At 67.6% G+C, this 14,161-nt stretch carries 18 protein-coding genes; 4 read left to right on the forward strand and 14 right to left on the reverse strand.

Annotation, left to right across the window (positions count from 1 at the left end):
* Positions 1 to 41: 41 nt before the first annotated feature.
* The 14 genes from BKX93_RS05670 to fliE form a co-directional block, all read right to left on the reverse strand.
* On the reverse strand, positions 42 to 1,028 hold the full coding sequence (locus BKX93_RS05670; RefSeq protein WP_070979098.1) for a flagellar motor protein MotB: 987 nt from the start codon (positions 1,026 to 1,028) through the stop codon (positions 42 to 44).
* Positions 1,029 to 1,031: 3 nt separating this feature from the next.
* Positions 1,032 to 1,898, reverse strand: a complete 867-nt coding sequence (gene motA / locus BKX93_RS05675; RefSeq protein ID WP_021475129.1) for a flagellar motor stator protein MotA — start codon at positions 1,896 to 1,898, stop codon at positions 1,032 to 1,034.
* A 16-nt stretch (positions 1,899 to 1,914) separates the two neighbouring features.
* Entirely contained in the window at positions 1,915 to 2,610 is a 696-nt protein-coding gene (locus tag BKX93_RS05680; RefSeq protein WP_046156538.1) for a FliA/WhiG family RNA polymerase sigma factor, read from the reverse strand.
* 5 nt (positions 2,611 to 2,615) lie between these two features.
* Positions 2,616 to 3,053, reverse strand: coding sequence for a flagellar basal body-associated FliL family protein (locus BKX93_RS05685; RefSeq protein ID WP_046156537.1), 438 nt, complete (start codon positions 3,051 to 3,053; stop codon positions 2,616 to 2,618).
* Between the two features lie 21 nt (positions 3,054 to 3,074).
* Complete coding sequence (locus BKX93_RS05690; protein ID WP_244887247.1) at positions 3,075 to 4,082, reverse strand: flagellar hook-length control protein FliK; 1,008 nt, start codon at positions 4,080 to 4,082, stop codon at positions 3,075 to 3,077.
* Positions 4,079 to 4,366, reverse strand: coding sequence for a hypothetical protein (locus BKX93_RS05695; RefSeq protein ID WP_046156536.1), 288 nt, complete (start codon positions 4,364 to 4,366; stop codon positions 4,079 to 4,081). Before BKX93_RS05695 ends, BKX93_RS05690 begins: the two co-directional genes overlap by 4 nt.
* Positions 4,353 to 4,745, reverse strand: a complete 393-nt coding sequence (fliS, locus tag BKX93_RS05700) for a flagellar export chaperone FliS (RefSeq protein ID WP_046156535.1) — start codon at positions 4,743 to 4,745, stop codon at positions 4,353 to 4,355. The genes BKX93_RS05695 and fliS overlap by 14 nt, the downstream gene beginning before the upstream one ends.
* Before the next feature lie 25 nt (positions 4,746 to 4,770).
* Entirely contained in the window at positions 4,771 to 6,129 is a 1,359-nt protein-coding gene (fliD, locus tag BKX93_RS05705; protein ID WP_070979102.1) for a flagellar filament capping protein FliD, read from the reverse strand.
* A gap of 85 nt (positions 6,130 to 6,214) precedes the next feature.
* The gene (gene fliJ / locus BKX93_RS05710) at positions 6,215 to 6,646 is read right to left on the reverse strand and encodes a flagellar export protein FliJ (RefSeq protein WP_046158807.1); all 432 of its coding nucleotides are present in this window, start codon (positions 6,644 to 6,646) and stop codon (positions 6,215 to 6,217) included.
* A complete protein-coding gene (gene fliI / locus BKX93_RS05715; protein WP_070979104.1) occupies positions 6,643 to 7,956 on the reverse strand; it encodes a flagellar protein export ATPase FliI in 1,314 nt (437 codons plus the stop codon). The genes fliJ and fliI overlap by 4 nt, the downstream gene beginning before the upstream one ends.
* A gap of 3 nt (positions 7,957 to 7,959) precedes the next feature.
* Positions 7,960 to 8,631, reverse strand: coding sequence for a flagellar assembly protein FliH (gene fliH, locus BKX93_RS05720; RefSeq protein ID WP_046158809.1), 672 nt, complete (start codon positions 8,629 to 8,631; stop codon positions 7,960 to 7,962).
* Entirely contained in the window at positions 8,628 to 9,686 is a 1,059-nt protein-coding gene (locus BKX93_RS05725) for a flagellar motor switch protein FliG (protein ID WP_082107122.1), read from the reverse strand. The genes fliH and BKX93_RS05725 overlap by 4 nt, the downstream gene beginning before the upstream one ends.
* The gene (fliF, locus tag BKX93_RS05730; RefSeq protein ID WP_083340458.1) at positions 9,670 to 11,343 is read right to left on the reverse strand and encodes a flagellar basal-body MS-ring/collar protein FliF; all 1,674 of its coding nucleotides are present in this window, start codon (positions 11,341 to 11,343) and stop codon (positions 9,670 to 9,672) included. The genes BKX93_RS05725 and fliF overlap by 17 nt, the downstream gene beginning before the upstream one ends.
* 13 nt (positions 11,344 to 11,356) lie before the next feature.
* Complete coding sequence (gene fliE / locus BKX93_RS05735; RefSeq protein WP_021477812.1) at positions 11,357 to 11,698, reverse strand: flagellar hook-basal body complex protein FliE; 342 nt, start codon at positions 11,696 to 11,698, stop codon at positions 11,357 to 11,359.
* Positions 11,699 to 11,926: 228 nt separating this feature from the next.
* Here fliE and BKX93_RS05740 point away from each other — a divergent pair, with 228 nt between their 5' ends.
* Genes BKX93_RS05740 through fliQ form a run of 4 tightly spaced genes read left to right on the forward strand, consistent with a single transcriptional unit; the run spans position 11,927 to position 14,161 of the window.
* A complete protein-coding gene (locus tag BKX93_RS05740; protein ID WP_046167266.1) occupies positions 11,927 to 12,769 on the forward strand; it encodes a flagellar motor switch protein FliM in 843 nt (280 codons plus the stop codon).
* A 15-nt stretch (positions 12,770 to 12,784) separates the two neighbouring features.
* Positions 12,785 to 13,129: a flagellar motor switch protein FliN gene (gene fliN, locus BKX93_RS05745; RefSeq protein ID WP_021477810.1), complete on the forward strand. Its 345-nt coding sequence runs from the start codon at positions 12,785 to 12,787 to the stop codon at positions 13,127 to 13,129.
* The gene (gene fliP / locus BKX93_RS05750; protein WP_046167265.1) at positions 13,129 to 13,875 is read left to right on the forward strand and encodes a flagellar type III secretion system pore protein FliP; all 747 of its coding nucleotides are present in this window, start codon (positions 13,129 to 13,131) and stop codon (positions 13,873 to 13,875) included. Before fliN ends, fliP begins: the two co-directional genes overlap by 1 nt.
* 13 nt (positions 13,876 to 13,888) lie before the next feature.
* Complete coding sequence (gene fliQ / locus BKX93_RS05755; RefSeq protein ID WP_011136551.1) at positions 13,889 to 14,161, forward strand: flagellar biosynthesis protein FliQ; 273 nt, start codon at positions 13,889 to 13,891, stop codon at positions 14,159 to 14,161.

Here is a 14,161-nt window from a genome sequence, read left to right on the forward strand (position 1 = left end):
AAGGCAAGGCTTTTATGAGAACAAAGCATACTATCAGCAACTTATCGTATGTTTATGGTATTTTCCCGCATGGTTTTCAAGTCCTCTGCATTTGGTAGCGCTAACGCAACACCCGGCGCATTTACCGCCTCCGTCGCCGCCGCGCCGAACATCGACACCACCGCCTGAGCCTGCCCCGAGGTCAACACCAAGAGCTCGATCCGGCGATTCAACGCCGCCAGCGGATGCTGCTTGTCCAGCGGCGCCCGCTCCGCCATGCCCACCACCTGCAGCACCGAATCGCCGGCCAGGCCGCCCTGCATCATGTGCAGGCGCGCGGCCATCGCGCGGTTGCTGGACAGCGACCAGTTGGACATCGCGCCGAAGGCGCCGGCCCGGTGGTATTGCGCGGCATCGGTGTGGCCGACCACCAGCAGGCGGTTGTCGATCTCGCCCAGCATGGCGCCGATCTGCTGCAGCAGGCCGCGGAAGCGGGGGTCGACGATGGCGCTGCCGCGCTCGAACATGCCTTGCTGATCCGTGTCGTGCAGCGTCACGCGCAGGCCGTAGGGCGTGATCACCGTCTGAAGATTGCTGGACAGGCCGGCCTTCTGGCTCATTTCGGACAGCTGGGCGGCCAGCTTGCGCAGATCGGCCTCGCTGTCGTAGCTGCGGCGCGGCAGCTCAGGCTGCTCGCTGGCGCGCTTGTCGCTGTCCCTCACCGCCGACTTGCTGGCCACCTGGCTGCCGGTCTGGCCCGGGATGGGATCGCGCGGAATCAGCGTGCCGGGCGGGTTGCCCATGTGGTCTATCTGCCGGCCGTTGCCCTGCAGCAGCGGACTGCCGCCGGAAGTGGTCAGCAATTGCTGCAGGTTTTCCTGATCGCGCGCGGCCAGCACCCACAGCACCAGAAACAGGCACATCAGCGCCAGCACGAAGTCGGCGAACGCCACTTTCCAGGCGCCGCCATGCCCCTCTTCCGCATTGCGGCGGGACACTTTCTTGATCACCGCGCCTTCGTGATCGCCCTTGTTCTTCTGGCCGGCCATCTCTTAACCCAGCCCTTCCATCGCGTTGATCCACGACTCCAGCTGCGAGAAGCTGGGCTTGGTGTTCAGCTGCACCAGGCGGCGGCCGGCGTCGATCGCCAGCAGCGGCGGCTTGCCGGATACGTGGGTGGTCAGCACCACTTTCACCGATTCGAAATTGGACAATTCTTCCTTGACCAGCTGGTGCATCACGTTGGACAGCGGGTCCAGCACGCCGTAGCAGAAGAAAATGCCGATGAAGGTGCCGACCATGGCGGCGGCCACGCTGGCGGCGATCTCGCCGGCGCTGGCGCCCTGAGCGACGGTGTTCATCGCCATCACGATGCCCAGTACCGCCGCCAGGATGCCGAAGCCCGGCATCGCTTCGGCGATCTTGTGCAGCGATTTGGACGGCTGGATCAGTTGTTCATGGATGGCGTCCAGCTCCTGGTCCAGCACGCCCTCCAGCTCGTGGGCGTTGATCTTGCCCATCGCCATCAGCCGGAAGTTGTCGACGATGAAGGCCAGCAGCTTGCGGTTTTCCAGCACCATGGGGTAGCGGTTGAACAGCGGGCTCTGGCGCGGCGCTTCCACGTGCTGGTCCAGCGCCTTCAGGCCGCGGCTGGCGGTGATCAGCAATTCGTACATCAGCAACAGCTGCTGGCGCTGGAATTCCGCGCCCTGCTTCTTGCGCACCACCACGCGCTTGATCTGGCCGCCCATCTCCTTCAGCACGTGCGGCGGGTTGCCCAGCACCACCGCGCCCAGCGCCGCGCCGCAGATGATCAACAGCTCGGTCGGCTGCCAGATGATGGACAGCACGCCGCCGTGCAGCATGAAGCCGCCGAATACGCAAACCAGCACGATCAGAATGCCAAACAATTGCTGCATGGGGTGTTTCCTTGCTTCAGGCCGCCATCAGGCAGGCCTGCATCTTTTTCAGGGCGCTCTTGTTGATCTGGCAGATGCGGGCCTCGGTCAGCTCCAGCACCGCCGCGATCTCCTTGAGACTCAGTTCGAACTCGTAATACAGCTGGATCACCTGCTGCTCGCGCTCGTTGAGCGCGGTCAGCGCGCGCGCCAGCTCGCTTTGCCGCTCCAGCCTGGCTTCCGGCGAGCCTTCCGCCGCCAGCTCCATTCCGCCAGCCACCAGTTCGTCGAAGCTCGCCATCGCCTCGGCGTTTTCGGCCAGCAGCGCGTCGCGGTAGGCGTCGGCGTCCAGCCCCAGCAAGGTCATCGCCTCCGCTTCGGTCGGCTCGCGCCGAAGCTTGCGCCTCAATTCGCGCAGCCCGTCGCGAACCCGGTGCGCTTCCTGCCGCACCCCGCGCGGACGCCAGTCCAGCCGCCGCAATTCATCCAGGATGGCGCCGCGGATGCGCAGCATGGCGAAGCCGGCGAAGCGTTCGTCCGGCTCGCCGCCATAGCGGCGCAGGCAGTCCAGCAGCGCCATCAGGCCGATCTGCTCCATGTCCTCGCGGTCGAACACGCCGCCGGCCTGGCTGGAGAGCTGGCGCGCGGCGCGCTTGACCAGCGGCGCGTAGGTCGCCAGGTGCCTGGCCTCGTCGACGGCTTGGGACGGCTGCTCGTAGCTCTCGGCGTACATCGCGCTTACTCGATGATCAGCTTGCTGACCATCACCTCGGTGAACGGCTGTCCGCGCGCCTCCCGCGCGAAGGTGGCGCGGTAGGAGCGGTCCAGCAGCTTCTGGAAGTCGTCGATGTTAAAGGCGTTGGCGCGCTCGCGCGTCAGTTGCGACAGCGCGCGCACCGCCACGCTCTTGAGCAGCGGCAGCTGCTCCTTCACCTTGCCCTCGTTTTCCGCGGTGCTGCGGAACACCAAGTCCACCGCCATGTAGCGGGCGTCGCCGCCCGACTCGCTCTTCAGCATCACGATGATCTTGTCCAAGGTGACGAAGCGGTAATCCACCGGTTGCGGCTTGGCGGGTTCGGCATGCGCCGCCTGCTGGTAATACCACCAGCCGCCGCCGCCGATGCCGGCCACGCCGGCGGCCACCAAGGCGGCCACGATCAGGGTCCTGCTATTCATCTATCGATATCCTTCGCTGTCTCAGCCCTGATCCAATTGAAACGAGCCTGCCGTCTGCCAGCCCTGTTCGCTCAGCGCCCGGCCCGGCTGCTGCTGGGCCTGCTGCTCCCGGCCCTGGCGGCCGCCCTGCCCCTGCCCGGACGGCATGCCTTCGCGCACCTCCACCGCCACCTGCGTGTACTGGCGGCTGCCCAGATCCTGGCGCAGCGCGTCGCCTATGCCTTGCAGCTGGCGCACCACTTCGCCGTGCGAGGCGGTCAGCTCTACGACCAGCGCGCCGGCCTGGTGGCGCAGCGAGATTTCCAGCGTGCCCAACGACGGCGGATCCAGCCGCAGCGTCGCGCGGTCCATGTTCTGACTGGACAACACCTGCAAGCGCTCGCCCAGCGCCGCCTGCAGCTTGCCGCTCCAGCTCTCCGGCTGCGCTGGCGGCAAGGCCAGGCTGAAGCTTTCCGCTGCTTTGGCGGCATCGGCCGCGTGAGCCGGCGGCAAGGCCGCTACGATATTGTCCATACGCGGCGCGGCTTCCCGCGGCATGGCCAGATCCGCCGCTTGAATCTGCAGCGCCTTGTCGGCCGGCTTTGGAGACGCCGGCGCGGCATCCAGAACGGGCGCGGCAACCTTGCCGGCGTCCGCTGGCGCTTCGGCATCCGCTGTAGGCGCCGCCTGGCGCGGCATCAACGCCTGCCAGATTTGCGGCTGCAACGCCGGACTCAGCGCGGCCAGATCCACCGGCTTGCGCGTCTTCTCATCCTCGCCGTCGCCAACCGCGGCATTCTGATCGACAGCCGCCGGCATGGCCGGCAGGCCTTGGCGAACAGCATCCGCCAAGGAAACCGGCTCTTGCGCCGATTCCTCCATGGCCGGCGACTGCCGCGCGCCGGCGTCAGACATCGCGTCGGCGAAGCCTGCCGCCGGATCGGCGTCCATCCACGACAGGTCGTCCATCGCCTGACTGACTACTCCGTCACCGCTCCCCGCCTGGACGGGGGAAACGGGCGCGGATTGCGGCGGCGCCACTCTGCTCATGCTTGTTCCCATTCACTGAATTGCGCGTAGGCCAGACGGCCTTCGCGCTGTTGTCCCGCCTCTGCCATCTTCGCGCTCAACGCGTCCAGCTCGGCGCCGCTCGCGGCCAGCGCGGCGCGGTAGGCGGCCGACAAGGCCGCCCTGTCATCCGCGTCCAGGCTCAGCCCGGACTCGGCCAACAGCCGGCGCAGACGCGCGTCCATGGCCGTCAGCGCGTCCCAGTCCCGCCGCTCCGCCGCGTCGGCGATGGCAAGGCACCAGCGCTCGACCTCAGGCCGCGGCATGCTGGTCCCGCACGCCTGTCCAGCCGCCCTTGAGCGTGACCAGCAGCTTCTCCGCCTCGTCCAGCGCCACGGCGTCGAGCTCGACGCTGGCCTGGTAAAGGCGATGGGCACAGTAGTCGTACAGCCGCGCCAGATTGGTCACCACCTCGCCGCCGGTTTCGAAATCCAGCGCGCTGGACAAGCCGTTGAGGATGTTGATGCACTTGCTGATGCTCTCGCCCTTCTGCTCGAAGCGCTGCTGCTGCAAATGGCCGCGGGCGCGGGCGATCTCTTCCAGGAGACCGTCGAACAGCACCAGCACCAGTTCCACCTGGCTGGCGGCGCCGGTCTGGGCTTCCAGATTGACCGCGTGGTAGCTGCGATAGGCGTCGTAATCCACGATCTCGATCCTGCTTTCTTTAAATTCAGAAGAAGTTGGAGTTGTTGAACATGCCCATGGTCTGGGTCATCTGATCCTGCATGCTCTGCAACTTGGTGAACTGCGCCAGGTAGCGGTTGTAGGTCTGCTCGAAGGTCTTTTGCAGCGCGTCTTGCCGCCGGGTCAGATCCTTCTGGCCGCGGTCTTCGCTGTCGCGGCGCTGCTTGAGCAGACCGTTGCTGCCGTTCAGCCACTTGTCCAGATAGTCGGCGCTCTGCTTCAGCGCGCCGTTCTGGCCGGTGCCGTTGAAGAAGCGGTCCAGCGCGTCCGGGCTGGCCTTCAGCGTGTCGCCCAGCTTCTTGCTGTCCAGCGCCAGGGTGCCGTCGCGGCTGGCCTTGATGCCCATCTGGCCCAGCGTGACGCCGTCGAAGGACTGCCGCAGGATGGCGTTGAGCTGGCTTTTCAATACGCGGATGCTGGAGTCGTCGGCGAAGGCCGCGCCCGGTTTGCCGTTGCTGCCTGGCTGGGACAGATCGGAAATCGCCTTGTAGATCTTGTTGTACGAATCGACGAAGGACTGGACGTTGGCCGTGGTGTCGCTGTCGCCGCGGCTGATGGAAATCTGCAACGGCGGATCGGTGTCCTTGCTCACCTTGTTGACGGTGAAGCTGACGCCCTCGATGTTGTCGAAGGTGTTGGAGCCTTGCTGCAGCTTGACGCCGCCGGCCTTGCCGCCCAGCCAGACGACGGCGTCTTGCGCCTTGCTCAGCTCCTTGGGCGCGGACAGGCCGTTTTTCAGGGCGCTGTCGCTCACTCCGGCCAAATCCAGGGAGATGGTGTTCTTTTCGCCGCTCTTGCCGGCGGACAGCACCAATTGGCTAGCGCCGTTGTTGTTCAGCACCATGGCGTTGACCTTGCCGGCGTTGCCGCTGGCGCGGTTGATCGCCAGCGCCAGTTCGCTGGGCGACAGCTTGCCGTCCTTGTCGCGGTCGGCGCCGTCCAGCGCCACTTCGAAGCTTTCGCCGCCCGCCAGCTTGACGGTGAACTTGTCGCCGGCCTGGGCGGTGGCGCCGGCCAGATCGCCCATCAGCAATTGCTGGGAGCTGGCCAATTGCTCGACGAACACGCTGTAGTTGCCGGCCTGGGCATTGCCCTTGGCGGTGACGGTTGCCATGCCGTCCGGCGTGGCGGAGGCGTTCATCGCCACCAGGCTCTTCTTGCCGGTCAGCGTGGTCAGGCTGGTCTTGTAATCCTGAAGGGCCTTCTGCAACTGGCCCAGCGCATCGGTGCGCGCCTTGGCGTCCTTGGTCTGGGTGTCCAGCTGGGCCTGCTGCTTGCCCAGTTGCTTGCGCGCCAGGTTTTCCGCCCAAGTGGAGGGCGGCACCGCGTTGAAGTCGATCGCCATCAGTATTCCTTTCGTCCGCTAACGGTATGTACCGATACAGGGCGACCATCTCCGGCGCGGACTGAAACGACGTGAATATTCACCACTAGCCACGCCCTCTCAGCCAGGCCTGGCCGGCGGTCTCGTCGGTGCGCTTCTGCTCCGCCCGCCCTTGCTCGGTCCGCCATTCCAGCAGCTTTTCCTCGCGCAGAAGCTTGACCTGCTCTTCGCGCCGGCGCGCGTCCTGCAGGCGCGAGCGGCTGACTTCGGCGTCGGCCTGGGCCAGTTGCAAGTCCTGCTGTTGCGACTGGCGCAGGCCCAGCAGATGGCTCTTGTAGCCGGCGCAGTTGAGCGCCAGCGCCGGGTGGCCGGCCGCCGCGCTCGGGCCGCTGGCCGCGCTGAGCTGGTCCAGGCGCTCGATATTGCGCCGGTAGCGCTCCTGCAGCCGTCGCTTGGCGGCCAGCTCGCTCTCCAGCCGCTCGCCGTCGCGTTCGCGCAGCCTGAGCAGCAGGTCCAGTTGTCGTATCGGTTGGTTCATGCGCCGGCGAGCTCCTGCAATTGCCTGAGGGTGTCGTCATAGGGCGCGGCCTCGCCCGCGCCCTGGCACAGCAACGCCTCGATGCGCGGCTGCAATCGCAACGCGCGGTCGGTGGCCGGATCGGCTCCGGGCACGTAAGCGCCCAGCGGCAGCAGGCCGCGCACCTCCTGGTAACGGCTCCAGGCGCCGCGGACGTCGCGCGCGGCGGCGGCGTGCCCGCCATCGATCAGCTGGCTCATGCAGCGGCTGACCGAGCGGGAAATGTCTATCGCCGGGTAGTGGCCACGCTCGGCCAGCTCCCGGCTCAATACGATGTGGCCGTCCAGAATGGCGCGGGCAGTATCCACCACCGGGTCTTGCTGGTCGTCGCCCTCGGCCAGCACCGTGTAGATGGCGCTCATGCTGCCCTCGCCGCCCTCGCCGTTGCCGGCGCTTTCCGCCAGGCTGGGCAACAGGCTGAACACCGACGGCGGATAGCCGCGCGTGGCCGGCGGCTCGCCCAGCGCCAGCGCCACTTCGCGTTGCGCCATCGCGTATCGGGTCAGGGAATCCACCAGCAGCAGCACGTTGCGGCCGCGGTCGCGGTAATGGGCGGCGATGGTGTGGCACAGCTCGGTGGCCTTCAGCCGCATCAGCGGCGACTCGTCGGCCGGCGCCACCACCAGCACCGCCTTGGCCAGCCCTTCCGGCCCCAGCGCATGCTCGACGAACTCGCGCACTTCGCGGCCGCGCTCGCCGATCAAGCCGACGACGACGACCTCGGCCTCGGTGTGGCGGGTGATCATGCCCAGCAGCACGCTCTTGCCGACACCGGAGCCGGCGAACAGCCCGACGCGCTGGCCGCGGCCCATGGTCAGCAGGCCGTTGATCGCGCGCACCCCGACATCCAGCGGCCTGTCGACCGGTTTTTTCCTCAAGGGATTGACTTGGGGCGGGTGCGCGCCCAGCGGCGCGTCGCCGCCCAGGCGGCCCTTGTCGTCCAGCGGCTCGCCCAGGCCGTTGACGATGCGGCCGAGCCAGCCATCGCCTATCATCAGCCCGCCGTTGTCCGGCGCGGGCAGCACCCGCGCGCCGGTGGCGAGGCCGACCGGCTTTTTGAACGGCATCAGGAAGGACACCTCGCGGCGGAAGCCCACCACCTGCGCCTGCAGCCAGCCGCCGCCGGCGGTTTCCACCAGGCAGCGCTGCCCGGTCTGCAGCGGGCAGCCCACGCTTTCCAGCAGCAAGCCGTTGACGCCCACCAGCTTGCCGCTGACGGTGGCGACCGGCGCGTCCGGCACGGAGAGCTGGCTGAGGGCCTGGCGCAGCATCGCTTAGCCCTCTTCCGCTTGCAGTTGTTCGCGCAGGCTGTCCACGCAATGCTCCAGCCGCTGCTGGCAGCCGGCGTCGGCCTCGAACTCGGCGCCGCGCACCCGGCATTCGCCCGGGGCCAGCGACGAATCGGCGCCCAGCTTCCATTGCGCGGCTCGCTCCGGCGCCAGTTCGCGGATGCGCTGGCACTCTTCCGGATTGAGCAACACCTCCACCTCGCCCTGGGCATGCGCGCCCTGCGGCAGCGCCGCCAGCGTTTCCTCCACCAGGTCGAGGATCTGCACTGGCTTCAGCGCCAGCTCGCAGCGAATCACCTGGCGGGCCACCTTGGCCACCAGATCCACCACTTCATCGCGCTGCGCGGCCTGGTAGTCGCGGCACAGCTTGCTCAGTTGTTCGATGGCCGCCGCCAGCGGCGCGCCCAGGGTTTCCAGCCCGGCCAATGTCTCGGCGCGCGCGGCGGCGACGCCTTCGGCGCGGCCCTGCTCCAGACCTGCCTGGTAGCCGGCGTCGCGGCCGGCGGCCTCGCCGCTGTCGAAGCCCTCGCGGTAGCCGGCGTCCATGCCCTGGCGGAAGCCGTCCGCGGCCGAGGCCTGCACTTCGGCCGCGGCGTCGGGCGCCAGCGGCGCGCCGTCTATCAACGGCGGGAATCGGAAAGGTCGCCAGTGCTTCACTCGACCACTTCCTCAGGGAACAGCTGCAGGTCGATCTCGCCGGCGTCCGCCAGCTCCTTGACCTGGGCCATGATGTCGCGGCGAGCCTCCTCGACGCGGCTCTTGGGCACCGGCCCGGAGCGGCGCATGGTGGCCTCGAAGTTCTGCGCCTGGCGACGCGGCATGGTCTGGATGATGGCGTCGCGCACCGCGGGCTCGGCGCCCTTGAGCGCGATCGCCCACTGCTCCAGCGGAATGTCCTCGCAGATGCGCATCAGCACTTCCTCGGTCTGGCGCGACAAGATGAAGAAGTCGTACATCCTCACCTCGATCTCGTCGACGATCTCCGGATCGTGCGCGCGCAGCAGCTCCATCATCCGGCTGCGGTCGCCCGGCAGGCGGTTGATGATGTCGGCGGTCTGCTGCATGCCCTCCACCGCGGTGCTCTGGGTATGCAAGCTCTCCAGGCAGCGGTTGACCAGTTCGTCCAGTTCGTTCAGCAGTTCGCGGTCCACGTCCGTCAGGCGGGCGACATTGACCAGCACCCCGTCGCGGCTGGCCTCCGGCAACGCCTCCACCACCTGGCCGGCCAGCGCCGGCGGCAGGAAGGCGAGGAAGACAGCCTGCATGCGCACGTGTTCGGCGGCGATGCGGTCGGCCAGCCACTGGGGCGACACCCATTGCAGCCGCGCCATCTTGGGGCGGATCGCGTCGCCGTAGATGGTGTCCAGCACGCTGCCGGCGATGTCGCCGCCCAAGGCCAGCTCCAGCGAACGCTTGAGGAAGCTGCGGCTGGCGCCGTGCACGCCGCTCTGCTCGCGGTATTCGTCGAAGAAGCGCTGCATCGTCGTCCTCACCGCGTCCACCTTGATGCCGCTCATGCCGGACATCGCCTGCGTCACTTGCAGCAGCTCCTCGCGGCTCAGGCAGCGCAGCACCGCGGCGGCGGGCTCCTCGCCCATGCACAAGAGCAGCACCGCGGCCTGTTCGATGGCGCTCATCTGGCCGTTGCCGGCGGGAGGAGAGGGAGGAATGTAGGCCGGGGATTCCGGCGCCGGATTATTGTTTGCGTCCATTGTTCTGCACCCATTGCTTGACCACTTCGGCGACGCGCTCCGGCTCCTTGGCAGCCAGGCCCTTCAGGTGTTCCACCATCACGTCCACCGGCGAGCCGGCGGGCGGCAGGTCGTAATTTTCCAGCAGCGGCACCACCGGGCTGTCGCCGGGCGCGGCCGACAACGCGGCCTGGCGCTGGGTCGCGGTTTCCCGCAGCGAGCGGTTGTCCAGCAGCGGATCGTCCGGCGTCACGTCCAGCTCGTCCGGCGTGTAATCGCTCAGCTTGCGCTCGGCGAATTGGCGGGCCAGCTTGAGCAGCGGCCGCGCCAGCAACAGGTAGGCCAACAGCAGCGCCACGCCGTAAACCGCCCAGCGCGCGCCCTCGAACCAGGTTTCCGGCTGCTCCCAGAACGGCTCCGCTTGCGCCGGCCGCGCGAAACGCAGCGTGGACACCGCCAGCACGTCGCCGCGGTCTGCGTTGATGCCCAGGCCGTTGCGCAACAGCTTGTCGATATTGGCCAGCTCAGCCGGCTGCCAGCCCTTGCCGCCCGGAGCGGCGGCCTGGTTCAGCGCCACCGCCACGCTGAGGCGGCGCAGCGTGCCGCGCGCGCGCTTGATGTTGGTGATGTTGCGGTCGTACGCGTACTGGCGAGTGACGGCGTTCTTGCTGTTGCCGGCCTTGTCGGCGGCCGGGGACGAGGAATCGGTATTGACCGGGCGGTTGCTCAGCGAGCCCGGCACCCCCAGCGCCATCCGTTCGGTGCTGGTCTCCTCGCGGGAAGCCTCGTTGGTGACCTTGGGCGACTCGCCGTATTTCTCGCGGGTTTCCTCGACGCGGTCGTTGTCGACGTCGGCGGTGACGCTGACCTTGTAGTTGTCGGCGCCCAGCGCCGGCGTCAGCAAGTCGCGCACATTCTGCAGCGCCTCCTCGCGGAAGCGGCGCGACGCCTCGCTGTTGTTGCCGGCGATGCCGCCGTCGCTCAGGTCCACGTGGGCGGACAGCAGATTGCCGGCCTGATCGACCAGCGTCACCTGGGACGGATCGAGCGAGGCCACGCTGCCAGCCACCAGCTTGACCACGGCGGCGGTCTGCTCGCTGGACAGTTGCTGGCCCGGCTTCAGCGTCACCACCACCGAGGCGGAACCCTTCTCGCCGCCTGCGGTGACGAAGGACGTGCTGCGCGGCAGCGACAGGTGCACCCGCGCCGAACGCACCGGATCCAGCGCCTGGATGCTCTGCACCAGTTCGCCCTCCAGGCCGCGGCGGAAGCGCACGTCCTGCACGAACTGGCTGACGCCCAGCGGATCGTTCTTATCCAGTAGCTCCAGGCCGGCCGGCAGCTGGGCGACCACGCCCTTGGCCGCCAGCTGCATCCGGGCGCGGGCCAGATCGCCGTCAGGCACCAGCACCTGGCCGGTCTGCGGATGGACGCGGTAAGGAATCTTTTCGGCGTCCAGCACCGCCATCATGTCGGCGCCGCTAACCTTCTCCTGCGCGCCGAACACTGGTTTGTAGCTGGAGTCGTCGCGCCACAGCCACAGCGTCGCCACCACGCTCAGGCCGATGGCCAACAGCACGATGGGCAGCAGGTAGCGCCAGGCGTTGGCGGGCACCAGCTGGCGCCCCGCCATTCTTTGTTGAACCGCGGCCAGGCCGCTGCGCAATTGTTTGACCACAGTCGGCTCCCGCTTACAGCTGCATCTTGATCAGGTCGTCGACCGCGCCGACCACCTTGTTACGCACCTGCATCAGCATCGAGAACGACAGGCTGGCCTCCTGGCTCATCAGCATCGCGCCGACCAGGTCGTCGCTCTGGCCGCTGTCCACCTCGGTCATCTTCTCGGCGGCGAGGCGGTTCTGCTGATCGACGTCGCGCACGGCCGACATCATAGACTGGCTGAAGCTGTGGCCGGCGGCGGGGGCTTCTTCCTGCGCGGCGATAGGCGCGGGGGCGGATTGCCCCAGTTTCGCCATCTCCCCCAGCAACTGGCTGCGGTCGGCGTGGATCATCAAGCCCAGATTGGTGGCCATCGTTCATCCTTAGAAAAGCGGTCTCGAAACTACTCGGTCAACCTGCAGCGCTTGTTAAATGCAGGCTGGCGGATTTTAAACTCACCGCTTTAGCATACCGATGGTACTTTTCACATTCCCAGCCGTGAATTTTCCCCCTTTACCGCTGGCGGACAGCCAGTAAGATGCACACTCCCAGCAATAGCCGGGGGCTGCCGCGCAGCCGCCCGCCACGATAACGAAGCTCCGATGCCCAAAGCCAAAATCGTCGCACCGCAGGAAGGCGCCCGCCTGCAGGCCTTGGACCTGCGCACGCTGGGCCGCCCGATACACCTGCTGCCGCTGTTTGCCCGCGCCTTGCGGCAGGAACTGGATGACTTTCTCGAACGCGAGCTGAACCGCCGCTACCACGCCGGCTTCCGCATCGACGCGCTGCGCCAGCAGCTTCCGGCCGCCGACGAGCTGCGCTGGCAGTGGCACGCGCTGGACGACTGGCAGCTGGGCAGCCATTTCGACCGCGGCCTGCTGCTGGGCATACTCGATTACCGCTTCGGCGCCCGCGCCGCCGCGCCGGACGGCGAACTGCCGGCCGAAACCGAAACCGAGCGCCGCCTGGCCCGCACGCTGGCCGAGCGGCTGCTGCCGCGCCTGGCCCGCGCCATCCATCAACTGGGCCGCGCCCCGCAGCCGGACGCGCCCAAGCCGCAAGCGCTCGGCTATCCGGCCCAATCCGCCTGGCAGCTGGAAGTGGACCTCAGCGACGGCGACGCCAGGCTGGGCACGCTGCGCCTGCGGCTGAACGCCTCCGCCTTCGACGCGCTGCTGCAAAACCTGTCCGGCCAGCGGCCGCGGCTGGGCGGCAACGCCGACTGCGCCAATTTCAGCGACCGGCTGCGCATCCGCCTGGACGCCCGCCTGCTGGAACAGGAGCTGCCGCTGGGCGCGGTGCTGGACCTGCGCCCCGGCAGCGTGCTGCCCGTCGCCATGCAGCCCCACGCCGAGGTCTGCGCCCAGGGCTCGCCGCTGTTCCGCGCCCAAGTGGTGGAACGCCAGGGCAAGCTGTGCCTGTCCGGCTTCGCCGACATCGAATAAACCAAGGAACCCGCAATGGAACTGAACCAAGACTTCGACCTGGACGGCATCCTGGACGGCCTGGACGCTGAAGCGCCGGCCGCCGCCGAGCCCGCGCCGGCCCCGCGCGACATGACGCCCTTCCTGCGCAAGATTCCGGTCAAACTGACGCTGGAGGTCGGCAGCGCCGACATCAGCCTGGCCGACCTGTGCCAGATCGGCGCCGGATCGGTGGTGGAGCTGGACAAGATCGCCGGCGAGCCGCTGGACATCAAGGTGAACGGCACCGTGATCGGCCGCGCCGAGGTGGTGGTGTCCGGCGACAATTACGGCCTGCGCGTGGTGGAGCTGAACGACCTGCAGCTGGACAGCCTGGCCTGATGAAACGCGTCCTCCCCCTGCTGCCGCTCGCCGCCGCGGGCCTGCTCGCGGCCGCGCCGGCCTGGGCCGAGCCGCTGAAGCTGCTGTCCGCCAACGCCGGCGGCGCGTCGGTCGACTTCACGATCAAGACCCAGATCCTGATCCTGATGACGGCGCTGGGCCTACTGCCGGTGCTGGCGCTGATGATGACCAGCTTCACCCGCTTCGTCATCGTGCTGTCGCTGCTGCGCCAGGCGCTCGGCCTGCAGCAGGGCCTGCCCAACCGCCTGATCACCGGCGTGGCGTTGATCCTGACACTGCTGGTGATGCGCCCGGTGGGCCTGCAGGTGTGGAACGAGGCGATGGTGCCGTTCGACCAGGACAAGATCACCATGCAGCAGGCGCTGGAAATCGCTTCCAAACCGATCAGCCGCTTCATGCTGGCCCAGACCGGCAAGACTGCGTTGGCCCAGGTGGCGCGGCTGTCGGGCGAGGAGAACGTCGCCAAGCCGGAAGACCACGCCTTCACCGTCAAGCTGGCCGCCTTCGTGCTGTCCGAGCTGAAAACCGCGTTCCAGATCGGCTGCATGCTGTTCATTCCCTTCCTGGTGATAGACCTGGTGGTGTCCAGCGTCCTGATGGCAATGGGCATGATGATGCTGTCGCCGCTGGTGATCTCGCTGCCGCTGAAGCTGCTCTTGTTCGTGCTGGTGGACGGCTGGTCGCTGACCGTCAACACCCTGGTCACGTCGATACAGGCTTACTAGGAGAGACGGAGCCATGCTGACGCCCGATATCGCGGTCGACATCGTCAACGACAGCCTGCGCGTGGTGGTGACGCTGGTAGTGCTGCTGGTGCTGCCCAGCCTGATCGTCGGCGTGGTGGTCAGCCTGATCCAGGCCGCCACCCAGATCAACGAGCAGACGCTATCCTTCCTGCCCCGGCTCTTGATCGTGCTGTTGACCATCGCGCTGGCCGGCCACTGGATCACCGGCTACCTGATGGATTTCTGCGTCGCCATGTTCCAGCGCGCCGCGAGCCAGGTGGGATAG

Source organism: Chromobacterium vaccinii, from assembly GCF_001855275.1.
Taxonomy (GTDB): Bacteria; Pseudomonadota; Gammaproteobacteria; order Burkholderiales; family Chromobacteriaceae; genus Chromobacterium; species Chromobacterium vaccinii.